Annotated in this window: 26 protein-coding genes and 2 tRNA genes; 19 read left to right on the plus strand and 9 right to left on the minus strand. The window is 67.3% G+C overall.

Annotated features, from left to right (window positions below):
- Window positions 1-5: 5 nt before the first annotated feature.
- From ribB to ABNQ39_RS02765, 4 genes are all read right to left on the minus strand, one after another.
- Window positions 6-1,145, minus strand: coding sequence for a 3,4-dihydroxy-2-butanone-4-phosphate synthase (ribB, locus tag ABNQ39_RS02750; RefSeq protein ID WP_376958730.1), 1,140 nt, complete (start codon window positions 1,143-1,145; stop codon window positions 6-8).
- On the minus strand, window positions 1,142-1,729 hold the full coding sequence (locus ABNQ39_RS02755; protein ID WP_376958732.1) for a riboflavin synthase: 588 nt from the start codon (window positions 1,727-1,729) through the stop codon (window positions 1,142-1,144). The genes ribB and ABNQ39_RS02755 overlap by 4 nt, the downstream gene beginning before the upstream one ends.
- A 10-nt stretch (window positions 1,730-1,739) precedes the next feature.
- Window positions 1,740-2,909, minus strand: coding sequence for a bifunctional diaminohydroxyphosphoribosylaminopyrimidine deaminase/5-amino-6-(5-phosphoribosylamino)uracil reductase RibD (gene ribD / locus ABNQ39_RS02760; RefSeq protein ID WP_376959750.1), 1,170 nt, complete (start codon window positions 2,907-2,909; stop codon window positions 1,740-1,742).
- A 65-nt stretch (window positions 2,910-2,974) separates the two neighbouring features.
- Window positions 2,975-3,469, minus strand: coding sequence for an outer membrane protein assembly factor BamE (locus ABNQ39_RS02765; RefSeq protein WP_098740204.1), 495 nt, complete (start codon window positions 3,467-3,469; stop codon window positions 2,975-2,977).
- A gap of 132 nt (window positions 3,470-3,601) precedes the next feature.
- On the opposite strand from ABNQ39_RS02765, the gene ABNQ39_RS02770 reads away from it, so the two are divergent.
- The 12 genes from ABNQ39_RS02770 (at window position 3,602) to ABNQ39_RS02825 (ending at window position 11,160) form a co-directional block, all read left to right on the plus strand.
- Window positions 3,602-4,195, plus strand: a complete 594-nt coding sequence (locus ABNQ39_RS02770; protein WP_376958734.1) for a ubiquinol-cytochrome C chaperone family protein — start codon at window positions 3,602-3,604, stop codon at window positions 4,193-4,195.
- Window positions 4,196-4,363: 168 nt separating this feature from the next.
- On the plus strand, window positions 4,364-4,951 hold the full coding sequence (locus ABNQ39_RS02775; protein ID WP_376958736.1) for a YceD family protein: 588 nt from the start codon (window positions 4,364-4,366) through the stop codon (window positions 4,949-4,951).
- A gap of 190 nt (window positions 4,952-5,141) precedes the next feature.
- Complete coding sequence (gene rpmF, locus ABNQ39_RS02780; RefSeq protein ID WP_012973646.1) at window positions 5,142-5,330, plus strand: 50S ribosomal protein L32; 189 nt, start codon at window positions 5,142-5,144, stop codon at window positions 5,328-5,330.
- Between the two features lie 82 nt (window positions 5,331-5,412).
- Window positions 5,413-6,465, plus strand: coding sequence for a phosphate acyltransferase PlsX (gene plsX, locus ABNQ39_RS02785; RefSeq protein ID WP_109095424.1), 1,053 nt, complete (start codon window positions 5,413-5,415; stop codon window positions 6,463-6,465).
- 3 nt (window positions 6,466-6,468) lie between these two features.
- Window positions 6,469-7,440 (plus strand): beta-ketoacyl-ACP synthase III, encoded by a 972-nt coding sequence (locus tag ABNQ39_RS02790; RefSeq protein ID WP_376958739.1) that lies wholly within the window; start codon window positions 6,469-6,471, stop codon window positions 7,438-7,440.
- A 157-nt stretch (window positions 7,441-7,597) separates the two neighbouring features.
- Window positions 7,598-7,930, plus strand: a complete 333-nt coding sequence (locus ABNQ39_RS02795) for an integration host factor subunit alpha (protein ID WP_098740199.1) — start codon at window positions 7,598-7,600, stop codon at window positions 7,928-7,930.
- Between the two features lie 117 nt (window positions 7,931-8,047).
- On the plus strand, window positions 8,048-8,524 hold the full coding sequence (locus ABNQ39_RS02800) for a MerR family transcriptional regulator (RefSeq protein ID WP_376958741.1): 477 nt from the start codon (window positions 8,048-8,050) through the stop codon (window positions 8,522-8,524).
- 94 nt (window positions 8,525-8,618) lie between these two features.
- Window positions 8,619-8,695, plus strand: a tRNA-Pro gene (locus ABNQ39_RS02805).
- Between the two features lie 279 nt (window positions 8,696-8,974).
- A complete protein-coding gene (locus ABNQ39_RS02810; RefSeq protein ID WP_376958743.1) occupies window positions 8,975-9,205 on the plus strand; it encodes a hypothetical protein in 231 nt (76 codons plus the stop codon).
- A 260-nt stretch (window positions 9,206-9,465) separates the two neighbouring features.
- Window positions 9,466-9,885 carry an organic hydroperoxide resistance protein gene (locus ABNQ39_RS02815; protein ID WP_012973667.1) on the plus strand — a complete coding sequence of 140 codons (420 nt, stop codon included), beginning with the start codon at window positions 9,466-9,468 and terminating at the stop codon, window positions 9,883-9,885.
- 141 nt (window positions 9,886-10,026) lie between these two features.
- Entirely contained in the window at window positions 10,027-10,482 is a 456-nt protein-coding gene (locus tag ABNQ39_RS02820; protein ID WP_376958745.1) for a MarR family winged helix-turn-helix transcriptional regulator, read from the plus strand.
- 75 nt (window positions 10,483-10,557) lie between these two features.
- Entirely contained in the window at window positions 10,558-11,160 is a 603-nt protein-coding gene (locus ABNQ39_RS02825) for a GNAT family N-acetyltransferase (protein ID WP_376958747.1), read from the plus strand.
- Here the strand turns inward: ABNQ39_RS02825 and ABNQ39_RS02830 are convergent.
- The 3 genes from ABNQ39_RS02830 to arsC form a co-directional block, all read right to left on the minus strand.
- The gene (locus ABNQ39_RS02830; RefSeq protein ID WP_376958749.1) at window positions 11,151-12,131 is read right to left on the minus strand and encodes an alpha/beta fold hydrolase; all 981 of its coding nucleotides are present in this window, start codon (window positions 12,129-12,131) and stop codon (window positions 11,151-11,153) included. The genes ABNQ39_RS02825 and ABNQ39_RS02830 overlap by 10 nt on opposite strands.
- 149 nt (window positions 12,132-12,280) lie before the next feature.
- Window positions 12,281-13,213, minus strand: coding sequence for a 50S ribosomal protein L3 N(5)-glutamine methyltransferase (prmB, locus tag ABNQ39_RS02835; RefSeq protein ID WP_376958751.1), 933 nt, complete (start codon window positions 13,211-13,213; stop codon window positions 12,281-12,283).
- Window positions 13,214-13,284: 71 nt separating this feature from the next.
- The gene (gene arsC, locus ABNQ39_RS02840; RefSeq protein ID WP_376958753.1) at window positions 13,285-13,626 is read right to left on the minus strand and encodes an arsenate reductase (glutaredoxin); all 342 of its coding nucleotides are present in this window, start codon (window positions 13,624-13,626) and stop codon (window positions 13,285-13,287) included.
- A gap of 224 nt (window positions 13,627-13,850) precedes the next feature.
- On the opposite strand from arsC, the gene serA reads away from it, so the two are divergent.
- Window positions 13,851-15,095, plus strand: coding sequence for a phosphoglycerate dehydrogenase (serA, locus tag ABNQ39_RS02845; RefSeq protein ID WP_376958755.1), 1,245 nt, complete (start codon window positions 13,851-13,853; stop codon window positions 15,093-15,095).
- Window positions 15,096-15,215: 120 nt separating this feature from the next.
- A complete protein-coding gene (locus ABNQ39_RS02850; RefSeq protein WP_376958757.1) occupies window positions 15,216-15,938 on the plus strand; it encodes a hypothetical protein in 723 nt (240 codons plus the stop codon).
- Between the two features lie 9 nt (window positions 15,939-15,947).
- Here the strand turns inward: ABNQ39_RS02850 and ABNQ39_RS02855 are convergent, their stop codons facing one another.
- On the minus strand, window positions 15,948-16,292 hold the full coding sequence (locus ABNQ39_RS02855) for an HNH endonuclease (RefSeq protein ID WP_376958759.1): 345 nt from the start codon (window positions 16,290-16,292) through the stop codon (window positions 15,948-15,950).
- Between the two features lie 5 nt (window positions 16,293-16,297).
- On the opposite strand from ABNQ39_RS02855, the gene ABNQ39_RS02860 reads away from it, so the two are divergent.
- Window positions 16,298-16,606, plus strand: coding sequence for a hypothetical protein (locus tag ABNQ39_RS02860; RefSeq protein ID WP_376958760.1), 309 nt, complete (start codon window positions 16,298-16,300; stop codon window positions 16,604-16,606).
- Between the two features lie 59 nt (window positions 16,607-16,665).
- Here ABNQ39_RS02860 and carA read toward each other — a convergent pair whose 3' ends face one another.
- Window positions 16,666-17,838 (minus strand): glutamine-hydrolyzing carbamoyl-phosphate synthase small subunit, encoded by a 1,173-nt coding sequence (gene carA / locus ABNQ39_RS02865; protein ID WP_376958762.1) that lies wholly within the window; start codon window positions 17,836-17,838, stop codon window positions 16,666-16,668.
- 366 nt (window positions 17,839-18,204) lie between these two features.
- Here carA and ABNQ39_RS02870 point away from each other — a divergent pair, with 366 nt between their 5' ends.
- The 4 genes from ABNQ39_RS02870 to ABNQ39_RS02885 all read left to right on the plus strand — a co-directional run bounded on the left by ABNQ39_RS02870 (window position 18,205) and on the right by ABNQ39_RS02885 (window position 23,252).
- The gene (locus ABNQ39_RS02870; RefSeq protein WP_376958764.1) at window positions 18,205-18,669 is read left to right on the plus strand and encodes a GatB/YqeY domain-containing protein; all 465 of its coding nucleotides are present in this window, start codon (window positions 18,205-18,207) and stop codon (window positions 18,667-18,669) included.
- A 224-nt stretch (window positions 18,670-18,893) separates the two neighbouring features.
- Window positions 18,894-20,801, plus strand: coding sequence for a DNA primase (gene dnaG, locus ABNQ39_RS02875; RefSeq protein ID WP_376958766.1), 1,908 nt, complete (start codon window positions 18,894-18,896; stop codon window positions 20,799-20,801).
- Between the two features lie 199 nt (window positions 20,802-21,000).
- Window positions 21,001-23,031, plus strand: a complete 2,031-nt coding sequence (rpoD, locus tag ABNQ39_RS02880; RefSeq protein WP_376958768.1) for an RNA polymerase sigma factor RpoD — start codon at window positions 21,001-21,003, stop codon at window positions 23,029-23,031.
- 145 nt (window positions 23,032-23,176) lie between these two features.
- Window positions 23,177-23,252 (plus strand) — tRNA-Ile (locus tag ABNQ39_RS02885).
- The last annotated feature ends 40 nt before the right edge of the window (window positions 23,253-23,292 follow it).

The following is a 23,292-nucleotide window of genomic DNA, read 5'->3' on the forward strand; positions in this document are numbered from 1 at the left end:
CCTTCTCAGTCTTCGCCAAGGTCGGCGGCGCCCGGATTGATCGCGCGGTGGCCGACCACGGTCAGGCCGTAGCCTTCCAGCCCGATGATCGGCTTCTTGCGGTTGGAGATCAGGGTCATCTTGCGCACGCCCAGATCCAGCAGGATCTGCGCGCCGATGCCGTAGTCGCGCAGCTCCGGAACGCTGCCGGCCTGACCCTCCAGCCGCGCCTTCAGCACGGTGGAAAGGCCGTTCGGGTTCGGCTCGCGCAGCAGCACGACGACGCCGCGGCCTTCCTTGGCGATCAGCTCCATCGAGGCATGCAGGTCGTTGTCACGGCCGGAGTTGCGGTCGCCCAGCACGTCGTCCAGCACCGACTGGGCATGCATGCGCACCAGCACTGGCTCGTCGCCGGAGATGTCGCCGCGGACCAGCGCGATGTGCTCGGCATACTGGATCTTGTTGATGTAGACGTAGGACTGGAAGCGCCCGCCATAGCGGCTGTCGAGAGTGCCGGCCAGAACCTGCTCGACGATGGTCTCGGTACGGCGGCGATAGGCGATCAGGTCGGCGATGGTGCCGACCTTCAGCCCGTGGAACTGGGCGAACTGCACCAGATCCGGCAGGCGGGCCATGGTGCCGTCGTCGTTCATGATCTCGCAGATCACCGCGGACGAGGAATGGCCGGACAGCCGGGCGATGTCGACCGAGGCCTCGGTATGGCCGGCGCGGACCAGCACGCCGCCGTCACGCGCCAGCAGCGGGAAGATGTGGCCGGGGGTGGCGAGGTCGTGCGGGCCGGACGCCGGGTCGATGGCGACGGCGATGGTGCGGGCGCGGTCGGCGGCGGAGATGCCGGTGGTCACGCCTTCGCGCGCCTCGATGGAGACGGTGAAGGCGGTCTGGTGGCGGGACGCGTTCTGCTGCGCCATCAGCGGCAGGCGCAGCCGTTCGATGTTCGGCCGGTCCATGGTCAGGCAGATCAGGCCGCGCCCGTGCTTGGCCATGAAGTTCACCGCGTCCGGCGTGGCGCAGGAGGCGGGGATCACCAGATCGCCCTCGTTTTCCCGGTCCTCGTCGTCGACCAGGATGAACATCCTGCCCTGACGCGCCTCTTCGATGATCTCTTCGGCCGTCGACAGGTAGTGGTGAAACTCGGACGTCATTCCTGCCCCGCGAGCCGGGCGACATAGCGCGCCAGCATATCGATTTCGAGATTGACCGTATCGCCCTCCGTCAGCCCGCCGAAAGTGGTGGCGGTCTGGGTGTGGGGGATGATGTTGACGCCGAAGCGGTTGCCCTCGACCTCGTTGACGGTCAGCGACACGCCGTCGATGGCGACCGAGCCCTTGGGCGCGATGTATTTGGCGAGAGTGACCGGCGCCTCGAAGGTCAGGCGCAGCGATTCGCCTTCGGGGCGGATCGACAGCAGCCGGCCGACGCCGTCGACATGGCCGGACACGATGTGGCCGCCCAGCTCGTCGCCGACCTTCAGCGCGCGTTCCAGGTTGACGCGCGTGCCGGCCTCCCAGCCGCCGAGCGTCGTCTTCGACAGGGTTTCCCCAGACGCCTGGATGACGTAGGCCCCCGGTCCCTTTTCGATGACCGTCAGGCAGACGCCGTTGTGGGCGATGGACGCCCCGATCGCGATCGTCTCCGTGTCGAAGGCGGTCTCGATGGTGAACCGGGTGTCGCCCTGCCGCTCCACGGCCCGGACGCGCCCGACATCGGTGATGATTCCGGTGAACATGCGGGGGAATTTAGCAGGTTTCGCGGCCAGGGGAAGCGGGCGCGACACCGCAGGCGGCGCAACGGTCTGTTGCGCGGGCTAGACCGACGTTGGGGCCGATCCGGCGATAGCTTTCGGCCAGATCGGCGCCGGCGCTGCGGACGGCGGTGCGTTCGAAGCGCGCCATGGCGGCCAAAGCCTCGACTCCGAAGCCGGCGACCGCCGGCAACCCGTCGCCGCCGATCAGCGAGGCGGCGCGGAACCATTCCAGCCGGTCGACCAGACCGGCGCCGAGCAGGGCGCCGGCCATCGACGCCCCGCCCTCCACCAGCACGCGGGTGATGCCGCGGGAGGCGAGGGCGGTCATCGCGGCGGCGGGATCGACACGTCCGTCGGGCCCGGCGGCGACCGGGACCAGCTCGACGCCGAGCGCCGCCAGAGCCTTGGCCCTCGTGGGGTCTGGGGTGGGGCCGGTGACGACCCAGGTCGGAATGCGGGCGGCGCCGGTGGCGAGCTTCGCCGTCGGCGGCAGGCGCAGGCTGCTGTCCACCACCACGCGCACCGGGCTGCGGTCTTCCAGGCCGGGCAGGCGGCAGCTCAGCTCGGGATCGTCGGCCAGCGCGGTGCCGATGCCGACGAGGATGGCGTCATGGCCGGCGCGCAGCCGGTGGCCCCAGGCGCGGGCGGTGGGGCTGGTGATCCACTGCGACTCGCCGGTGGCGGTGGCGATGCGGCCGTCCAGCGTGCTGGCGACCTTCAGCGTGACCAGCGGGCGGCCCAGCGTGATGCGGTTGAAGAAGCCCTCGTTCAGGGCCAGCGCCTCGGCCTCGCAGACGCCTGTCGTGACCGCGATGCCGGCATCGCGCAGCCGCGTCAGCCCGCCGCCGGCAACCCGCGGGTCGGGGTCCTGACAGGCGACGACGACGCGCGCCACCTTCGCCTCGACCAGCGCCAGGGCGCAGGGCGGCGTCTTGCCATAATGGTTGCAGGGTTCCAGCGTGACGTAGGCGGTGGCGCCTTCCGCTCCGCCGGACAAGGTGCCGGCGCGGGCCAGCGCCTCCGTCTCGGCATGGGGGCGGCCGCCGGGCTGGGTCCAGCCGCGGCCGATCACGGCGCCGTCGCGGACCAGCACGCAGCCGACCGCGGGATTGGGCCAGGTCCGCCCCAGCCCGCGCGCCGCGAGCGACAGGGCGGCGCGCATGTGGCGCAGGTCGGTGTCGGTATCGGAAGGAGGTGGCACGGCGGGCCGGGCTATCGGCCGGCCGATCAGCTGCCGGGGCCCTTGCCCTTGGTGTCCTTGGCGGAGAAGCGGCCGACGTTGCCCATCATCTGTTCCAGGAAGCCCATCTCGCGGCCGGCGGTGGGGGTCGTGCGCTCCACCAGATCGATGTCCTGGCCGTTCGACTTGTCGAGCGTCTTGATCTCGCGCAGGACGCCGTTGTCGTCGAAATGGGCGACGACGACGCGGCGCTCCGTCACTTCCGGCTCGAAGAAGGCGGTCTTTTCGGTCTTCTGCCCGATATAGTACCAGACGTTCGGATCGAAGGTGCCGACCGAGGTCGGCGTGCCCAGTACCGCGGCGACGTCGTCGCGCCGGCTCTGGCCCGGTTGCAGTTCCGCCACCAGCTGCGGGTCCGTCAGGTTGCCGCGGGTGGCGACGGTGGGCGAGCAGCCGGTCGCGGCGAGGCCGGCGAGCAGGACGCTGCCCAGCAGGGCGGTGCGAATGACGGTGCGGGGGGCGGAAAAGTTCGATCTGGTCATGGTGCTCGGGCTATGATGGAGCCGGCGGGGCAACGAGGCCGTTCACGGCTGTGGACAGTCTCCGGGCGGGACAATCGCACCGGCTGCTTCGCCCTGTCAACGAGACTCCGAGTCGGGGAAGGGTTGCCGTTCGTGTCAGGAAGCTTTATCGGCCGTTTGCTGGGGCCTCTGCTGGGACCTCTGTCGGGTCGTGTCGGGGGCGGAGACCGCACCCGCACCGCCGCCGCGGTGGGCGGCCTGTTCGCTGCCATCGTCGGACAGGCCCGCGAACCCGGCTTCTACAGCGCGCTTTCCGTACCCGACAGCCTGGACGGGCGGTTCGAGATGGTGGCGCTGCACATGCTGCTGGTGATGCGCCGCCTGAAGGGGCAGGGGCCGGAGGCGGGCAAACTGTCGCAGCGCCTCTACGAGACGATGGTCGACGATTTCGAGAAGTCGCTGCTGGAGATGGGGGCCGGCGACAGCGGCATCGCCCGGCGCGTGAAGACGATGGCGCGCGGGATGGCCGGGCGGATCCGCGCCTATGACGAGGCGCTGGCCGACTCCGACGGCCGCAGGCTGGAGGTGGCGCTGGACAACAACCTCTACGGCACGGTCGATCCGGTGCCGGACGGGGCGCTGGCGACGATGGCCGCCTATGTCCGCAGCTGTACCGCGACGCTCGACGCCCAGCCGCTGGAGTCGCTGATGCGGGGCGAGATCCGCTTCGCGCCGGTGCCTGCCTGACCGCTTCCCTATATATGAAGTGTCGTCGTGGGATATCCTTGCGTCCCGCCGCCGTCCGCCGCCGCGTCTGAGGGCTTGCCTTTCCAGGCCGCGGGTTGCATGTGACTCGGGTGTCGCCGGGCGTTCGCCGCGCCGGCCATTTTGGTTTTCGATCGGAAAGTCCTTGTCATGAGCCCTGCCAACGGCGCCCTGCCGGCCCCGGAATTCTCGCGCGTCGTCAATGCCGACACGGTGCGTCGTGCCGAGGTGAGCGAAACCATCGAAGCGACCGAGAAAGAGCGCCGCGCGCTGGCCGAACGGCTGGAGCTGGAGGCGATCGGCAGCCTGACCGCCACGGTGAGGCTGCGCGCCGTGCGCGGCGGCCAGATGATCCGGGTCTCCGGACAGCTGGAGGCCGACGTGGTCCAGACCTGCGTCGTGACGCTGGAGCCGGTGCCGGCCCATGTCAGCGAACGCTTCGAGGCGCTGTTCGCTCCGGAGTCGATGATCGAGGATCCGGGGCTGGAGATCGATTTCGACGCCTCCCTGTCCGACGAGGACGTTCCGGAGCCGATGGAGAACAACCGAATCGACATCGGTGAGCTGACGGCGCAGCACCTGTCGCTGGGGCTCGACCCCTATCCGCATGCCGAGGGCGTGGACTTCGAGGGCTACCGCGAGCATGAGGAAGGGGAGGCGGTGGAGGAAGAGGCCGCCGCGGAGTCTGAAAAACCCAATCCCTTCGCCGTTCTGCAGCAGTTGAAGCCGCGGGACTGATCCGGCTGTTGCTTTCTCCGCCGCGTCTTGTATAAGGGCCGGCACTTCCACCCCCACCAATGAGCGGCCCGGGGTTGCGAAATGGGGGTTGTTCGGGCTTGCCCTTTTGGGGCATTTGCCTTATTGAATGCCGCTCGCGCTGGGCGGCCCCTGTTCGGGCCGCCCTTTCCAATGAAGAGAGTTTACGGTCATGGCTGTTCCGAAGAAGAAGACCTCCAAGTCGCGGCGCAACATGCGTCGTTCGCACCACGCTTTGCCGACTTCGGCCTACAACGAGTGCCCGAACTGCGGTGAGCTGAAGCGTCCGCACCACGTCTGCGGGTCTTGCGGCCATTACGACCAGCGTGAAGTGGTTCAGAGCGGCACCGCGGCCGCTTGATCCGCATCGCGTTGTCTGAGGTCCCGTTGATCGGGGGCGCCCGTCGCCCCTGCCGGGGTCCAAGCCGGGGAGCCTGTTCGCGGTGAGCCAGCGCCTGACCATCGCCCTGGATGCCATGGGTGGCGATCACGGTCCCGACATGGTCATTGCCGGGGCGGACATCGCGCGGGAACGCCATCCCGACGTGCGTTTTCTGCTGTACGGCGACCAGCAACGGCTCGAGCCGCTGCTGAACCAGCGGCCTGCGTTGAAGGCGGTGGCGGAAATCCGCCACACCGCCGACTTCGTGGCCGGGGACGCCAAGCCTGCGGTTGCGCTGCGTGCGGGGCGCCAGTCCAGCATGAGGCTTGCCATCGACGCCGTTGCGGCGGGCGAGGCGGCCTGCGTGGTGTCGGCCGGCAACACCGGCGCCCTGATGGCGATGGCCAAGTTCGTGCTGAAGACGCTGCCGGGCATCGACCGGCCGGCGATGGCCTCCTTCTTCCCGACGCAACGGGGCGAGAGCGTGATGCTGGACCTCGGCGCCAATGCCGAGTGCCAGCCTGAAAACCTCGTCCAGTTCGCCGTGATGGGGGCCGTCTTCGCACGTGCCATCCTGGGCCTGCCGCAGCCGTCGATCGGCGTGCTGAACATCGGCTCGGAAGACATGAAGGGCAACGAGGTGGTGCGTGCCGCGGCGGCCAGCCTGCGCGACATGCCGCTTCCCGGCCGCTTCCATGGCTTTGTCGAAGGCACCGACATCGGGCTGGGCACGGTGGACGTCATCGTCACCGACGGCTTCACCGGCAATGTCGCGCTGAAGACGGCGGAGGGGACGGCGAAGCTGTTCTCCGAATTCCTGCGCCGCACCTTCGCGACGTCCTTCCTGGCACGGATCGGCTATCTGCTGGCCCGCGGCGCCTTCAAGCGCTTCCGCGAGCGGATCGACCCGCGCCGCTACAACGGCGCGATGTTCCTCGGTCTGCGCGGCGTCTGCGTGAAGAGCCATGGCGGCACCGACGCTGTCGGCTTCGCCAATGCCGTTGCGGTCGCCATCAATCTGGCGACGCACGGGTTCAACGAACGCATCAAGGAAGAGATGGGACGTATAGCCGACGCGACCCCTCTTCCCGACACGAAGGCGGCGGCGGGCTGAACAATGGTCATGCGTTCCCGAGTTCTGGGTTGCGGCATCTTCCTGCCGTCCAACGTCGTCACCAACCAAGATCTGGAACAGCGGGTCGACACGACGGACGAATGGATCGTCCAGCGCACCGGCATCAAGTCCCGCCACATCGCCGCCGAGGGGGAGAAGACCTCCGACCTCGCCATCGCCGCGGCGATGCGGGCGCTGGAGCATGCGGGCGTGCCGGGCAGCAGCATCGACTGCATCATCCTGGCCACCACCACCCCGGACAACACCTTCCCGGCCACGGCCACCAAGGTGCAGGCCGCGCTGGGCGCCGGCGGTTTCGCCATGGACATCCAGGCGGTCTGCGCCGGTTTCGTCTATGCCATGTCGGTGGCCGACAATTTCCTGCGCAACGGTCAGGCGCGCCGCGCCCTGGTGATCGGTGCAGAGACCTTCTCCCGCCTGCTGGACTGGAACGACCGCACCACCTGCGTGCTGTTCGGTGACGGCGCCGGCGCCATCGTCATGGAGGCCTACGAGGCCAAGGGCGATTCGAGCGACCGCGGCGTGCTGTCCACCCACCTGCATTCCGACGGCAACCAGTACGACCTGCTCTATGTCGATGGCGGTGCGTCCTCGACCGGCACCATCGGCCATGTCCGCATGCATGGACAGGAAATTTTCCGCCACGCCGTGTCGAAACTGTCGGCGGTGGTCGAGGAGGCCCTGGCCGCCAACGGCCTGGAGTCGACCGACATCGACTGGATGGTGCCGCACCAGGCGAATCGTCGCATCATCGACGGGCTGGCCCGCAAGATGAAGCTGTCGCCGGAAAAGGTGGTGCTGACGGTGGACCGCCACGGCAACACCTCCGCGGCGTCGATCCCGCTGGCCCTGGGCGAGGCGGTGGCGGACGGCCGCATCAAGCGCGGCGACCTGATCCTGATGGAAGCCATCGGCGGTGGCCTGACCTGGGGGTCGGCGCTGGTCCGCTGGTAAGGCGCCAGCATCCTCCGCGTATCGCGCTTCCGTCATGCTGCACTGCACGCCCGGCCGGGCTTCGGCCGGGCCGTATGAGGCTGCCAAGCTTTTGAATTGACGGACCTTCTTCCGCCGGATTACCGTCTTTGCAACGGTTGCGGGGGGAGGTCTGACAATGTCGCAAAATACCGTAACGCGCGCCCAACTGAGCGAAGCCGTCTACCAGGAAGTCGGACTTTCGCGCAACGAATCGGCCGATCTGGTCGAAACGGTGCTGGATGAGATTTCCGATGCCCTGTCCCGGGGGGAGATGGTCAAGATCTCGTCCTTCGGCAGTTTCCAGGTCCGCCAGAAAGGCGAACGGGTCGGCCGCAACCCCAAGACCGGGGAAGAGGTGCCGATTCTGCCGCGCCGTGTTCTGGTGTTCCGTGCCAGCCATGTGTTGAAACACCGGATCAACGAGGTTCAGGAGGGTGGGGCACCGACGCCCGCGCGGGCGCTGTCCTGACGTCGGTCGATTGCGATGACCTGTCCACCTTGTCTGTCGCCGTGCCGTGCCTTTCCGCGGAGTGCCGCCGCCGGCCATTGTCGGACGGCGGCCTGATCGCGCCATGAAATTCGCGCCATGAAATCCGCCACGGCCTATCGCACCATCAGCGAGGTGTCGACCGACCTCAACGTGCCTCAGCATGTGCTGCGGTTCTGGGAAACGAAGTTCCCCCAGATTCGTCCGCTGAAGCGCGGCGGCGGCCGGCGCTATTACCGGCCGGAGGATGTCGAACTCCTGCGGCGGATCCAGGCTCTGCTCTATGAGGACCGCTACACCATCAAGGGCGTCCAGCGTCTGCTGAAGGAAGGGCGCATGTCCGACCCGACGCCGCCGCTGCCCGAGGATGCCGACGATGGCGGCGGGCCGGTCGATGCGGAAGGCTTCGGCGGCGACGTCGCCGACGATGACAGGGATAACGACAGGGGCGGGGGAGAGGACCATCCGCCCCTATCGGACGCGGTCCGGCACGAGATCACCATGGTTCTTGACGAGCTGAAATCCCTGCAATCGGTGCTGTCCCGCCTGTCCGAAATAGGGGGCAAAAAAAGCTGAAAAATCATCACGGGAGATGTTGCATCGGCGAAAGCCCGCGGCTATAGTCCCGTTCCCTTCCGGAGCCAAGCCGCAAGCACTGCGGTGATGTTGACGGAGCGTAGCGCAGCCTGGTAGCGCATCAGACTGGGGGTCTGGGGGTCGCAGGTTCGAATCCTGTCGCTCCGACCAGTTCCGGAGGGAACGAAAAAGCCTTGGAACCCAACGGTTCCAGGGCTTTTTCTTTGCCTGGGTCCCGGAAAGCAGGTTCGTCTTCTATCGGCACCGTGTGGAAGTCTTGGGGTGGCAGGGCAGGTACCCAGGGCCGGCCGGCAAAACGCGTCATTGACGAGATGCGCCAGCCATTCCAAACCGGACAGGGACCGGCGCAATGGGAGTGTCCGGCAGCGAAACGGGACCGACTGCACGCTTTGGCGCGTTCATGCTCCACAGTGTCGCAATGAGGCCATCATGCTCCAGCTCAATCCGCCGCTTCCCATGGACACCCCGAAGGGCCCCGCCCTTGCGCATTTCCTCATCGATTATGGCGCCGAGCACGATTTGTGCTGGGTCTGCTTCCAGGATGAGACGGGCGAATGCTGGACGTGGCGGAACCGGGACGTGCGGGCGCCCAAGAACATCACCATGGGGCGCAGGACCGACGAGCGGCGCGGCAGGGTGGACCTCCGGGTAGCGGAATAGCGGGTTTTCACGTCGCTGAAGGCGTTGCGGTCGGGGCATCCGGGCAGGGTTAGCACTGTCCCGGCCTCAGCCGCCTCGTCTCCCATGCCGTGCCATGCGTCAAACGCATTGCGCGCAATCGGATAACGCACAATCAAACACATTGCGTGCAATTCGATTGTGCGCCATTGTTCCTCTCACAAGATCACGGGGCGCCGGTTCGAACCGCCGCTCAGGAAACCAAAATCTGCCACTCGGCGATCAATGAAGGAGCACGCGCCATGAAGACCCTGTATTCGACCAAGGTGACCGCCACCGGTGGCCGTGACGGCAAGGCCGTCAGCGAGGATGGTCTGTTGTCGGTCGCGCTGGCCGCGCCGAAGGAACTGGGCGGACAGGGTGGCGCCACCAACCCTGAGCAGCTGTTCGCCGCCGGCTATTCCGCCTGCTTCATCGGTGCCATCAAGTTCGTCGGCAACCGCGACAAGATCGCCGTCCCGGCCGATCTGACGGTGAACGCAACGGTCGGCATCGGTGCCCGCGACGATGGCGAGGGGTTCGGCCTGACGGTCGATTTCGTGGTGTCGCTGCCGGGCATGGACAAGGCCGCCGCCGAGGATCTGTTGGCCCGCGCCCACAAGGTCTGCCCGTACAGCCACGCCACCAAGGGCAACATCCCGGTCACCACGACTGTTGCCTGAGGGCAGGGCCTGAGGCCATCGCCTGAAGCGAAAAGTCTTCGGCATTGCGCCGCCGGGCTGTTGCGCGCGATTGTGCAGGCCGCACGATCGACCGACGCGCGGCATCCCGGCGGCGCGCCGTCTTTTCAAGGTTCAGACATCATGGCAGCTGACAGGGACGATCCGCTTCTGCTTTCCAATCAGGCGTGCTTCGCGCTCTATTCCGCCAATCTGGCGATGAGCCGCGTCTATCGCCCGCTGCTGGAGCAGCTTGGCCTGACCTATCCGCAGTATCTGATCATGCTGCTGCTGTGGGAGGAGGACGGCCAGTCGATGAAGCTGCTCGGCGAGCGGCTTGGGCTGGACAGCGGCACGCTGACCCCGCTGCTGAAGCGGATGGAAGGGCAGTGCCTGCTGACCCGCAGCCGCGACCCGCAGGACGAGCGGCTGGTCCGCATCGGCCTGACCGCCGAAGGGGCGGCCTTGCGGACGCAGGCCGAATGCCTGCCGACGCGAATCGCCGCCGCCGCCGGCTGCTCCGCCGCGGAGCTGATGTCGCTCCGCGATGCTCTGCTGCGGCTGCGCGACGATTTGAACCGGGCGGCCGATCGGGATTGATAAGATTGGGGCTGGAAATCGTCGGCGGGAGAGCCTTTTCTATCCAGCCGCTTTCCCGATCCAAGGGTTCCGCCCGTGAGCTCCGCACCGACTGACGACCGTCTCCGCCTTCGTTCCGCCGATGCCGACGATGCCCCGGATCTGGCGCGGCTGATCGACATCGCCGGCGGTGGCGTCTATGAATTCCTGCTCGACGGGCTGATACCGGGGATGACGGCGGCGGAGATGCTGATGCCCGGTCTGGCCGGGCGCAGCGGGTCGCTGTCGCATCGCCAGAGCGGTGTCGCCGAACTGGATGGGCAGGTGATCGGCATCGCCCATGGCTATCCCACCGACTGGATTCGCACCGAGGATTACAGCGGCCTGCCGCCCGACCGCGTCGCCCATATGGGCGAATTCGCCGAAACGCTGGACTGGGGCAGCTATTTCCTGTCCGCCCTGGCGGTCGACCCCACGCACCGGCGCCACGGCATCGCCGGCCGGCTGCTCGGCTGGTTCTACGAGCGGGCGCGGACCGGCGGCTTCGACCGGATTACTCTGCATGTCTGGGCCGACAACGAGCCGGCCCGCCGTCTCTATGTCGGCGAGGGGTTCGAGGAGATCGGCAGCGCCGCCATCCCCTGGCACCCCCGGCTGCCGCACCAGGGCGGCAGCATCCTGATGCGGCGCTATCTGTGAGCGACGATCCGCGGAGCCGTCTTCCCGGCTGACAGTTCACCGATCCGGCGCACGACCAGCTCCGGGTCGACATAATGGACCATGTGGCCGGAGTCCGGCACCCAATGCATCGTGCTGTCGGGCAGCACATGATGCAGCCGGCCGCTCTGCTCCTCCTGCTCGACCACGCGGTCGTGATGGCCGGCGAAGATCGCCACCGGGACGGTCACGCCGGCATAGCGGTGCTGCAGGCGCTCGGCGGCCGGTGCCATGGTCACGCCATCCTGGGCGTTGGCACGCATCTGGCCCGGCCGGATGGTCAGGGCGGCGGGGAAGCTCTCGGTCAGATGGTCCGGGACCGGACGGGGCGAGAACAGCGTCTTCAGCAGCCCCGGCATCATCGCCATCGAAACCGGCGGCGACAGGGTGTGGCGCAGCAGGTCGCCCAGCACCGGCATCGCCAGCGGCGCCACCAGAGCCGCATCGGCCCGCTTGGTCGGGAAGTAATAGCCGGCCATCAGCACCAGCCCCTTCACCGTCCGCGGATGGTCCAGAGCCAGGGCAAGCGCCACCAGGGTGGCGTAGGAGTGGCCGACCACCAAGGCGTTCTCGATCTCCAGCGCGGCGAAGGCCCGGGCCAGCAGGTCGGCCTGATCCTCCGGCGTCCAGGCGCGATCCCGCGGCCGGTCGCTGTGGCCCATGCCGGGCCGGTCGAAGGCGATCACCCGGTGGGTCCGGGCCAGACGCTGGAACAGCCCGCTTGCCAGCGAATCGCCGAGGGCGGAGACATTGCCATGCAGCAGCACGACCGGCGGGCCTTCGCCAGCCTCCATGTAATGCAGCTGGACGCCATCGACGGTCAGGAAGCGGCCTTCCGGCGGATAGCGCCGTTCGGCCGCGCGGGCGGCCAGCGTGTTGGCGACGGCCAATCCGCCCAGGGTCAGCGCGGTGAGGCCCAGGGTCTTGAGCAGGGTGGAGCGGCGGTCAGTCATCGGCGGCGTCCTCTCGGGGCTGCTGCGGTGCAACATCGTGAGAGGACAACCGGCGGGCGGGAGAAGGGTTCCTGGGGACGTCAGGCCCCCACTTCGATCCTCCCCCGATGGAGAGACCGAAGTGGGGGCGATCGCACCCTACCTTCGGCTCACTTCCCGGCCTTCAACTGGTCGCGGGTCAGCCAGAACACCTCGCCAAAGCTGTTGGCGGTCTGCAGCCACAGGAAGTCAAGGTGCGGATACTCCGCCTCCAGAATCTCGCGGCCGGTGCCGAACTCGCACAGCAGGCCGCCTTCCGGCGTCAGGTGCTTGGGCGCTTCCTTCAGGATGCGGCGGACGATGTCCAGCCCGTCGTCGCCGCCGGCCAGCGCCAGTGCCGGCTCGGCCCGGAATTCCGGCGGCAGGGCGTCCATCGACTCGGCGTCGACATAGGGCGGGTTGGTGATGATGACGTCGTACTTCCGCGTCTTCAGCGGGGCGAACAGGTCGCCCTGATGCAGGGCGATGCGGTCCTCGAAGCCGCTGTCGGCGACGTTGCGCTTCGCCACCTCCAGCGCGTCGGGCGACAGGTCCACCGCGTCGACCTGGGCCTCCGGGAAGATGCGGGCGGCCAGGATGGCGAGGCAGCCGGAGCCGGTGCACAGATCCAGCACCCGCTCGACCGAGGTCGGGTCCTCCACCAGCGTGAAGTCGTCGCCGCCGAACATGTCGGAGAACAGCAGCTCGCCGATGTAGGAGCGCGGGACGATCACCCGCTCGTCCACATAGAAGGGGATGCCCTGGATATAGGCCTTGTTCAGCAGATAGGGCGCCGGCTTGCGGGTGTCGATGCGGGCATGGAGGATGCCGGCCACCGCCTCGCGCTCCGCCGCGGTCAGCCGGGCGTCCATATAGGGGTCGAGCTGGTCGACCGGCAGGTGCAGCGACTCCAGCACCAGGAACACCGCCTCGTCGAAGGCCGTGGTGGTGCCGTGGCCGTAATCCAGATCGGCCTCGTTGAAGCGGCTGACGCCGTAGCGCAGGAAATCGCGGATGGTCGACAGCTCAGCGGCGGCGGATGCTGCGGTGTGCTTGCTGGTCACGGGCGGCGGGCTCCGGTGGAGGGGCGGGGGCGAGGGGGCAGGGGCGAGAGGACAGAGCGGATCGGAGACGGTCAGAGCAGGTCCAGCACCGACTCCGGCGGGCGGCCGACGCGGGCGCGGTCGCCCTTGACCACGATGGGGCGTTCGATGGCCGCCGGATTGGCGGACAGGGCGGCGACCAGCGCCTCGCCGTCGAGGTCCTTCGCGATGCCGGCCTCCGCCGCTTCCTTGGCGCGGGTGATGTCGCGCGGACCCTTGCCCAGCTTGGCGAGGAGGACCGACAGCTCCGCCGCGGTCGGCGGGGTCTTCAGATACTCGATCACCGTCGGCTCGACGCCGCGGGAGCGCAGAAGCTCCAGCGTCTCGCGCGATTTGCTGCAACGCGGGTTGTGATAGATCGTCACGTCGCTCATGACAGGCTTTCCAGGTTTGAAGCGCGGTCAGACTGATACACCCAACCCGCGCTGCGCGCCAATCCGGCATGCGGAAACGGACGCCGCGGCGCAACATCCGTCAGGTGACAAGGGCTGCCTTTGGTATTATTTTGCGCGCTCGCTTTTCCGAAAGGCCCTGCGCGCCGTATCCCGGTGGGCTGGCCTTGCGGGACAGAACCGATGCCCAGATACGGAAGCCGGCCGTGACCAAGCTCTCGCTCTCCAAGGACAAGATCAACATCCTTCTGCTGGAAGGTGTCCACGACAACGCCATCGAAGAGCTGGCCCGCGGCGGTTATGCCTCCGTCGAGCGGCTGCCGCGCGCGCTGGACGAGTCCGAGCTGCTGGAACGCATCGGCTCGGTCCACATCCTGGGCATCCGCTCGCGCACGCACCTGACCGCCAAGGTGTTCGAGGCGGCGAGCAAGCTGATCACCGTCGGCTGCTTCTGCATCGGCACCAACCAGGTCGACCTGAAGGCGGCGCGCCGCCACGGCGTTCCGGTGTTCAACGCCCCCTATTCCAACACCCGGTCGGTGGCGGAGCTGGTGATCGGCGAGATCATCATGCTGATGCGCGGCATTTTCGAGAAGTCGCAGCTGGTGCATGGCGGCGGCTGGATGAAGTCGGCCAAGGACAGTTACGAGATCCGTGGCAAGACGCTGGGCATCGTCGGTTACGGCCACATCGGCACCCAGGTGTCGATCCTGGCCGAAGCGATGGGCATGCAGGTCCGCTTCTACGACACCGTGCGCAAGCTGGCGCTCGGCAATGCGCGGGCCTGCGACACGCTGGAGGAACTGCTGTCGGTGTCCGACGTGGTGACCCTGCATGTGCCCGACACCCCGCAGACCCGCGACATGATCGGCGAGCGTGAGCTGGCCGCCATGAAGAAGGGCAGCCACCTGATCAACGCCGCCCGCGGGCAGGTGGTGGAGATCGAGGCACTGGCCGCCGCGATGAACTCCGGCCACATCCTGGGCGCCGCCATCGACGTCTTCCCGGTCGAGCCCGGCTCCGACAAGGAGGAGTTCCAGAGCGCGCTGCGCGGCATCAAGACCGCCATCCTCACCCCGCACATCGGCGGTTCGACGATGGAGGCCCAGGCCAACATCGGCACCGAGGTGGCGCAGAAGCTGCTGGAGTATTCGGACAACGGTTCCACCGTCGGCGCGGTCAACTTCCCGCAGGTGGCGCTGCCGGTGCAGGCGGGCTGCACCCGCTTCCTGCATGTTCACGAGAACCGTCCGGGCATGCTGCGCAAGGTGAACGAGGTGTTCTCCGGCCGCGACCTGAACATCGCCGCCCAGTATCTCCAGACCGATCCGGAGCTGGGCTATGTGGTGGTCGACGTCAACGGCGATGTCGACGAGCTGGAGGTCGTCAACGACCTGCGCGCCATCGAAGGCACCTTGAAGGCGCGCTTCCTGTTCCCCTCCAAGCATTGAGGACGGCATCGGGGGCCGCTGCCGGAGACCTGCGGTGGCGGCCCTTCCCTATCTCCTGACGCCAAATCTCTTGCCGCCAAATCTCTTGTAGGAGAACGGTTTCCCGGTAACAGTGCTGGGATGACCGTTCGCCTCCTGTTCCTCGCCCTTGCGGCAATCCTGCTGTCCATGTCGCCGGCCGCGGCGCAGTCGAATGGCTGCACCGGATTTCCGCCGACCACGCTGGACCTCGACACCGTGCTGGCGCCGATCCAGCGCGACGATGCGCTGTCGATCCCGCAGCTCACCCGTCTGCCGGGACGCACGCCGGGTCCGGTCAGCACCGCCGACAGCCATGTGCTGGGGCTGACCCAGGCGCGCTACGGCGAGCAGTCCCAGGTGTCGGCCCTGTTCAAGACGATGGGCGACGGCACCTATTGCGCCTCGGCCAGCAAGCTTGCCATCAGTTTCGGCTTCCAGCAGCGCATCGTCCATGTCGCCCGGGAAATCCCCGCCGGTTCCTGCCTGCATGGCGAGGTGCTTGCCCACGAGATGCGCCATGTCGCGGTGGACGAGGCCCTGCTTCAGGAGATGATGCCGCAGATCCGCAGCCGGTTGGATCAGGTGATCGCGGAAATGACGCCGGTGCGCTCGCGCAGCCAGTCGCAGGCGATGGCGGCGGTCCGCCGGCCGCTCGAATCGGCGATGCGGCGGATCATGCAGGAGTTCGGCCGCGAGCGCGACCGCCGGCAGGCCCAGGTCGACACGGTCGAGGAGTATGAGCGGGTCAGCCGGGTCTGCAACGGCGAGGCCCGCAATTACCTGCCGAAACCCGCCACGCGGCGGACCGTCCGCCAGGGCTGAGGGGGGCGTTCAGCGCTTGCGCCGCCGCCGGTCGGTAGCATGACCGTCATTGAATTCCGGCGGCTTGCGGCGGACCCAGCGGATGAAGGCGGCAAGGTCGGGATGGCCGCGCAGGGCGTCGATCTCGTGATAGTGGTCGCGCAGCTGCTGCTCGGTCAGCACCGCATGGATCTTCGCATGGCAGATGCGGTGCATCGTCACCGTCTCGCGCCCGCCATAGGTGCGGGGGATCAGGTGGTGTTCGTTCAGGCTGGCGCCCGGCACCATCGGCCGGCCGCAGAGCGGGCAGGCGGGGCCATCTGGTTCGGTGGCTGGCTGGGGCCTGTGGGAAAACGGATGGTCGGGAAGACGCATATCTGTTGGAACCGCTGATCGCTGACCATGTTGGCAATCTAGGAGAGGCCATAAAAGATATGGTCCGCAACCTCCAGGAGGCCACTGTGAACGATCCTAAATCACAGCCTCGCGACCAGAAGCATGACGGCGAAAAGGCAGCCGCCAGCCAAAACGCCGCCAGCCAGACCGCCGATTGCACCCAGTACGGCCAGGCCGCCGGATCGCCCGGCGGACGTGGCGGCACCAGCTGCTATGGCGGCATCCAGCGGGTGCAGCCGCGCACGGCGACCGCCGCAACACTCGCCCCCGACAAGGACCGTAATGCCAAATAGAAAAGGGGGGAGCCGCGTGAACGGCTCCCCCCTTTTCATGACCTGCCGGCGGTATGGCGTCAGGCCGCCTTCTTCTCGGCGATCAGCTGGACGAAGCGGTCGAACAGATAGTGGCTGTCCTGCGGGCCGGGCGAGGCTTCCGGGTGATACTGCACCGAGAAGACGGGCTTGTCCTTCAGGCGGATGCCCTCGTTGGTGCCGTCGAACAGGCTGACATGGGTGACCTCGGCGTCGGCCGGCAGGGTTTCCGGCATCACGACGAAGCCATGGTTCTGGCTGGTGATCTCCACCCGGCCGCTCGCCAGATCCTTCACCGGATGGTTGGCGCCGCGGTGGCCCTGCTGCATCTTGGTAGTCTTGGCGCCCAGCGCCAGCGACAGCATCTGGTGGCCGAGGCAAATGCCGAACATCGGCACGCCGGTGTCGAGCAGGCCCTTGATGGTCGGCACGGCATATTCGCCGGTGGCGGCGGGGTCGCCGGGGCCGTTGGACAGGAAGACGCCGTCCGGCTGGTGACGCATCACATCCTCGACCGTGGCGGTCGACGGCACCACCGTCACCTTGCAGCCGGCGGCTGCGAGGCAGCGCAGGATGTTGCGCTTGGCGCCGTAATCGATGGCGACGACATGGTACTGCGGCTTGTCCAGCGTGGCATAGCCGCCGCCGATGGTCCAGCCGGCCTCGGTCCAGTCGTAGGTCTGGCGGCAGGACACGTCCTTGGCCAGATCCATGCCTTCCAGACCCGGCCAGCCCTTGGCCTTGGCGACCAGCGCCTCGATGTCGAACTTGCCGTCCGGCGCATGGGCGACGACGCCGTTGGGCGCGCCCAGGTCGCGGATGCGGCGGGTCAGGCGGCGGGTGTCGACACCGGTCAGGCCGACGAGGCCGTAGCTCTTCAGCCAGTCGTCGAGATGGCGGGTGGCGCGCCAGTTCGACGGATCGGTGATGTCGGCGCGCAGGATCAGGCCGCGGGCGGCCGGGGTGATCGTCTCGATGTCCTCAAGGTTGGCGCCGGTGTTGCCGATGTGTGGGAAGGTGAAGGTGATGATCTGGCCGGCATAGCTGGGATCGGTCAGGATTTCCTGATAGCCGGTCATGGAGGTGTTGAAGCACACCTCGCCCACCGAATCCCCCGTGGCGCCGATGCCTCGGCCGCGGAACACGGTGCCGTCGGCCAGGACCAGGACGCCGGTGTGAACCGCATTGTCGGAGGGGGGAGTGGCGAGAGTCATTCCTGTGAACCTTCCCAAAAACCGCGGCCGGCGACGGATCGGGTGATCGGCGGAACGGCGACGGCCTAGCGTCCCGCCGGGCGCGCACACGTAGCCGCTCGCACCCCACCTCCGCCGGAATCAAGCGGTTATGTGGGATCGAGTGGGCTGATCGGATGGGCCGGACATCCTATATGACGATTGGATGCCGGATTTCCAGCAATAGCTTTGCAAGGCGGCCCTGATCCGCGGACAAAGTCGGACGGCCGCGGGGCACCCATTTGCCGGCTGGGGCTTTTGCCGTGGAAATCGGCGGCCATTTTCGGAATAGTCGGCTGTCCGGCCGGAGCCTCCTATCCCGGCCCGACGAACCAAGGAAGACGGGACATGACACTGCGCACGCAGTTCAACGACAGCCTCAAGGATGCGATGCGCGCGAAGGACCAGCGCGCGGTGTCCACCATCCGCATGATCCTCGCCGGCCTGAAGGACCGCGACATCGAAGCCCGGGGGCGCGGCGTGACCGACGGCATCGACGATGCCGGCATCCTGTCGATGCTGCAGGGCATGGTGAAGCAGCGCACCGAATCGGCGGCGATGTACGAGCAGGGCGGCCGTCCCGAACTGGCCCAGCAGGAGCGCGAGGAGATCGCGGTCGTCGAGCGTTATCTGCCCAGGCAGATGAGCGAGGAGGAGGTCGCCGCCGCCATCGATTCCATCGTGACCGAGCTTGGTGCCGCCAGCATCAAGGACATGGGCAAGGTGATGGCCGAGCTGAAGGCCCGCCATGCCGGCCAGATGGATTTCGCCAAGGCCGGCGGTCTGCTGAAGGCGCGGCTGTCCGGCAAGTAAGGCCGGGCTGACGGGGCGTCGGCAGTAGCGGGGCGGCCAAGCTTCGTCCGAGGCCGGGCCCTCCGATCGGCCGGGTCCCGCTCAGTCGGACGGATGCCGATGGTCCGCCCCATCCGCGCCACCATCGGCGCCCTTGGGGGCGGCAGTTCCGGTTCCCATACTATGGCTCTGCCATAGCTCTGCGCCTTTGTTTCCTGCTTATCGCATCCGGTGACCGTTCGACCATGGCTTTCCCGCCCCAATTCCTGGAAGAACTGCGCACCCGGCTGACCCTGTCGGAAGTGGTTTCCAAGCGGCTGCGGCTGATCCGCGCCGGCCGCGAGTACAAGGCCCCCTGTCCCTTCCACAATGAGAAGTCGCCGTCCTTCTACGTCAACGACCAGAAGGGCTTCTTCCATTGCTTCGGTTGCGGAGCCCATGGCGACATCATCGGTTTCGTCATGCGCCACGACAATCTCGGCTTCCCCGAGGCGGTCGAGCATCTGGCCGGCGAGGCCGGTCTGCCGGTGCCGCGCCCGACCGAGGAGGACCGCCAGCGCTACGAGCGGCGCAAGACCCTGCATGACCTCGTCGAGCAGGCGGCGCGCTGGTTCGAACAGCAACTGCACACTTCCGCCGGGCGGTCGGGGCTGGATTACTTCCTGCGGCGCGGCCTGGACGGCGAGACCATCGCACGCTTCCGGCTGGGCTACGCGCCCGGCGATTCGAATGCGCTGAGGACATATCTCGGCAAACAGGGCTTCTCCGACGAGGACATGGTCAATGCCGGGCTGCTGAAGCGGCCGGACGACGGCCGGTCGCCCTACAGCTTCTTCCGCAACCGCGTGATGTTCCCGGTGACCGACCGGCGCGGGCAGGTGGTGGCCTTCGGCGGCCGCATCCTGGAGGGCGACGGGCCGAAATACGTCAACACCGCCGATACTCCGCTCTTCCACAAGGGCACGCTGCTCTACGGCCTGTCGCGGGCGCGGCAGGCGGCGGCGGACGGCAAGCCGGTGATCGTCGCCGAAGGCTATATGGACGTGATCGCGCTGGTCCGCGCCGGCTTCGAGGGGGCGGTGGCGCCGTTGGGCACCGCGCTGACCGAGACCCAGGTGCAGGAGCTGTGGAAGCTGATCCCGGCGGCGGAGAAGGTGCCGTTCCTGTGCTTCGACGGCGACAATGCCGGCCGGCGGGCGGCCTGGCGGGCGGTGGAGCGCATCCTGCCGCACCTCGCCCCCGGCCAGTCGGCCCGCGTCGCCTTCCTACCGGAGGGCGAGGACCCCGACAGCCTGATCCGCGCCCAGGGGGCGAAGGCGATGGGAGCGGTGCTGGAGGCCGCCATCCCGCTGTCCGACGCCCTGTGGCGGATGGAGAGCGAGGGCCGGCCGACCGACACACCGGAGGCCAAGGCCGCGGTGAAGGCGGCGCTGGAGGCCCGCGTCGCCACCATCGCCGACCGCGACGTCCAGAGCTTCTACCGCACCGAAATGCGCCGCCGCGTCGACGAGGCCTTCGCCCCGGCGCGGCCGGCCTACAACCGCGGGCCGTGGGTGCCGGGGCAGGGGCGGGGACGCTTCGGCGAGGCGCCGCGCCGCCATGTGCCGGGCACGCCCGGACGCCTGACCTCCAAGCCGGCGGGGGAGGGGCGCGGCCGCGCTTCCCGCCTCGCGTCGATGCGCGAGCGCATTCTGCTGGCCACGCTGATCAACCATCCGGATTTGTTCGGCGAACTGGCGGAGCCGCTGGGGCTGTTGCCATTCGGTGACCCGGATCTCGAAAAACTGCGCTGGGCGGTCATCGAATGCCTTTCCGACGACCGCAACCACGACTCGACACTTGACGCCGATGCGCTTTGTCGCCACTTGTCATCCGCCGGCCATGAGACAATGGTCGGTGCTTTGCTAGGCGAGTCGACCTATGTCCATGCCGGCTTCGCCCGTCCGGACGCCTCCACGGAGGATGCTCGGAAGGGATGGTGGCCTGCGTGGCGGCATCTGCATCACGAGCGGGTGCTCGACGATCTTAGGGAAGCGAAGGCCGCTCTGACCCGTGACAACAGCGAGGCCAACTTCGCGAGGGTCGTGGCTCTTCAGCAGGAGGTCATAAAGTCCGGCATGGGTATCGCGGACAGTGACTTTGACGACCTCTGACGGTTGATGATGCATATCGTCGGCAATCGGATGTCGGTTGATGGGTACAGAGGGCAAGAGGACGGGGCCGCATGACAGTTTCTGTGATGGCGGGTTCTGGGTAGATACATGGTTGGGGGTGGGGCGGACGGGCCGGGAAACCGGGACCGGGCGCTCCTTTCGTCTTTATTCACTGGGGTAATGCGGGGGCACCGATCGCATGGCCACGAAAGCTGCGAACAGCGTGGAAGTTTCCGAAACGCGGGAGGAATCCGCAGACGGTCCTCTGATGGACGGCATGGGTTTGGCCGTCAAGAAGATGATCGCCCGCGGCAAGGAGCGCGGGTATGTCACCTATGACGAGCTGAACGCAGCGCTGCCACAGGATTCGTCCTCGTCCGAGCAGATCGAAGACACGATGGCGATGCTGTCCGAGATGGGCATCAACATCGTCGAATCGGAAGAGCAGGATTCGGAGAACAGCGGCGAGGGGGCAGGCGAAGGCGAAGGCCGTTCGTCGGGCAACCTCGACGACGACGACATCGGCCGCACCGACGATCCCGTGCGCATGTACCTGCGCGAGATGGGGTCGGTGGAGCTGCTGTCGCGCGAAGGCGAAATCGCCATCGCCAAGCGGATCGAAGCCGGCCGCGAGATGATGATCGGCGCGATCTGCGAATCGCCGCTGACCATCCGCGCCATTCTGGAGTGGCATGATTCCCTGATGGAAGGGAAGATGCTGCTGCGCGACATCATCGATCTGGATGCCACCTATGGCGGCGGCCCGGATGGCGAGGAGTTGCCGGAAGGGCTGGCCGAAGTGGTTGACGCCACTGGCGCCGCCGGAACTGCCGGCACCGCCGCCGCCGCTCCCGTCGTTGCTGGTGCCGATGCGCCGGCCGGTGAGGAAGGCGACGAGCCGCGTCCGCCGCGCGCCGAAGGCGAGGGCGAAGAGGGCGAGGAAGGCGACGAGGGCGACAACAGCCTGTCGCTGTCCGCGATGGAAGCCGCGCTGAAGCCGCAGGTCATCGAGACCTTCGAGAACATCAAGGCGACCTACGACAAGCTGCACAAGCTGCACGAGGCCCGCATGGGCGCGATGCAGCGCGGCGAGGACGTCGGCAAGCAGACGGACAAGAAGTACGACAAGCTGAAGCTCGAAATGGTCGAGCTGATGAACACCGTCCGCCTGAACAACCAGCGCATCGAGCAGCTGGTCGAGCAGCTCTACGGCCTGAACCGCAAGCTGACCGGCTTCGAAGGCCGCCTGCTGCGCATGGCAACCGAGTGCCGGGTGAAGCGCGAGGACTTCCTGAACCAGTATTTCGGCCACGAGCTGGACCCGAACTGGCTGGAGCGCATCCGCGGCCTGAACCCCAAGACCTGGGGCAAGTTCGCGGAGAAGTACGACGGCGAAATCCGCAAGACGCGCGAGTCGATCTCGAACGTCGCCGAGGAAGCGCGCCTGCCGATCAACGAGTTCCGCCGCATCGTCTCCACCGTCCAGAAGGGCGAGAAGGAAGCGAGCCGGGCCAAGAAGGAGATGGTCGAGGCCAACCTGCGTCTCGTCATCTCCATCGCCAAGAAGTACACGAACCGCGGCCTGCAGTTCCTGGACCTGATCCAGGAGGGCAACATCGGCCTGATGAAGGCGGTGGACAAGTTCGAGTACCGGCGCGGCTACAAATTCTCGACCTACGCCACCTGGTGGATTCGTCAGGCCATCACCCGCTCCATCGCGGACCAGGCGCGGACCATCCGCATCCCGGTCCACATGATCGAGACGATCAACAAGCTGGTCCGCACCAGCCGCCAGATGCTGCACGAGATCGGTCGCGAGCCGACCCCGGAAGAGCTGGCCGAGCGTCTGATGATGCCGCTGGAGAAGGTCCGCAAGGTCCTGAAGATCGCCAAGGAGCCGATCTCCCTCGAGACGCCGATCGGCGACGAAGAGGATTCGCATCTCGGCGATTTCATCGAGGACAAGAACGCCGTCCTGCCGCTGGACGCCGCCATCCAGGCGAACCTGCGCGAGACGACGACCCGCGTCCTGGCCTCGCTGACGCCGCGCGAGGAGCGTGTGCTGCGCATGCGCTTCGGCATCGGCATGAACACCGACCACACGCTGGAAGAGGTCGGCCAGCAGTTCAACGTGACCCGCGAGCGTATCCGCCAGATCGAGGCGAAGGCGCTGCGCAAGCTGAAGCACCCGTCGCGGTCGCGCAAGCTGCGCAGCTTCCTGGATACCTGATTGGGATACCTGATCGGGAAGCGTGCTTTTCGAAGCGAAGCGGGGGCCAATCGGCCCCCGTTTTCGTTTTCGGGTTTCCGCGTCGGAACGATGAACGAGGGGTTGCAATTCCCCAAAGCTTTGTCGCAAAGTGCGCCCCGCGGTAGGGCCTGTAGTTCAGCGGTTAGAACGCGCCGCTCATAACGGTGTTGTCGTCGGTTCAAATCCGGCCGGGCCCACCACGCCTCCCCGACCGACCCAACACTCTGATCGGGGGCATGG

This window comes from Azospirillum sp. A26 (assembly GCF_042604635.1).
Classification (GTDB): Bacteria; Pseudomonadota; Alphaproteobacteria; order Azospirillales; family Azospirillaceae; genus Azospirillum; species Azospirillum palustre.

Excerpts from the sequence above, each read along its gene's own strand:
- ABNQ39_RS02820 (WP_376958745.1), top strand. The coding sequence starts at position 10,027 with ATGGCAGCTGACAGGGACGATCCGCTTCTGCTTTCCAATCAGGCGTGC.
- ABNQ39_RS02870 (WP_376958764.1), top strand. The coding sequence starts at position 18,205 with ATGACACTGCGCACGCAGTTCAACGACAGCCTCAAGGATGCGATGCGC.
- ABNQ39_RS02795 (WP_098740199.1), top strand. The coding sequence starts at position 7,598 with ATGTCGCAAAATACCGTAACGCGCGCCCAACTGAGCGAAGCCGTCTAC.
- rpmF (WP_012973646.1), top strand. The coding sequence starts at position 5,142 with ATGGCTGTTCCGAAGAAGAAGACCTCCAAGTCGCGGCGCAACATGCGT.
- ABNQ39_RS02765 (WP_098740204.1), bottom strand. The coding sequence starts at position 3,469 with ATGACCAGATCGAACTTTTCCGCCCCCCGCACCGTCATTCGCACCGCC.
- ABNQ39_RS02755 (WP_376958732.1), bottom strand. The coding sequence starts at position 1,729 with ATGTTCACCGGAATCATCACCGATGTCGGGCGCGTCCGGGCCGTGGAG.
- ABNQ39_RS02850 (WP_376958757.1), top strand. The coding sequence starts at position 15,216 with ATGACCGTTCGCCTCCTGTTCCTCGCCCTTGCGGCAATCCTGCTGTCC.
- dnaG (WP_376958766.1), top strand. The coding sequence starts at position 18,894 with ATGGCTTTCCCGCCCCAATTCCTGGAAGAACTGCGCACCCGGCTGACC.
- ABNQ39_RS02815 (WP_012973667.1), top strand. The coding sequence starts at position 9,466 with ATGAAGACCCTGTATTCGACCAAGGTGACCGCCACCGGTGGCCGTGAC.
- carA (WP_376958762.1), bottom strand. The coding sequence starts at position 17,838 with ATGACTCTCGCCACTCCCCCCTCCGACAATGCGGTTCACACCGGCGTC.
- ribD (WP_376959750.1), bottom strand. The coding sequence starts at position 2,909 with ATGCGCGCCGCCCTGTCGCTCGCGGCGCGCGGGCTGGGGCGGACCTGG.
- ABNQ39_RS02790 (WP_376958739.1), top strand. The coding sequence starts at position 6,469 with ATGGTCATGCGTTCCCGAGTTCTGGGTTGCGGCATCTTCCTGCCGTCC.
- ABNQ39_RS02775 (WP_376958736.1), top strand. The coding sequence starts at position 4,364 with ATGAGCCCTGCCAACGGCGCCCTGCCGGCCCCGGAATTCTCGCGCGTC.
- ABNQ39_RS02810 (WP_376958743.1), top strand. The coding sequence starts at position 8,975 with ATGCTCCAGCTCAATCCGCCGCTTCCCATGGACACCCCGAAGGGCCCC.
- arsC (WP_376958753.1), bottom strand. The coding sequence starts at position 13,626 with ATGAGCGACGTGACGATCTATCACAACCCGCGTTGCAGCAAATCGCGC.
- ribB (WP_376958730.1), bottom strand. The coding sequence starts at position 1,145 with ATGACGTCCGAGTTTCACCACTACCTGTCGACGGCCGAAGAGATCATC.
- ABNQ39_RS02855 (WP_376958759.1), bottom strand. The coding sequence starts at position 16,292 with ATGCGTCTTCCCGACCATCCGTTTTCCCACAGGCCCCAGCCAGCCACC.
- rpoD (WP_376958768.1), top strand. The coding sequence starts at position 21,001 with ATGGCCACGAAAGCTGCGAACAGCGTGGAAGTTTCCGAAACGCGGGAG.
- ABNQ39_RS02830 (WP_376958749.1), bottom strand. The coding sequence starts at position 12,131 with ATGACTGACCGCCGCTCCACCCTGCTCAAGACCCTGGGCCTCACCGCG.
- ABNQ39_RS02800 (WP_376958741.1), top strand. The coding sequence starts at position 8,048 with ATGAAATCCGCCACGGCCTATCGCACCATCAGCGAGGTGTCGACCGAC.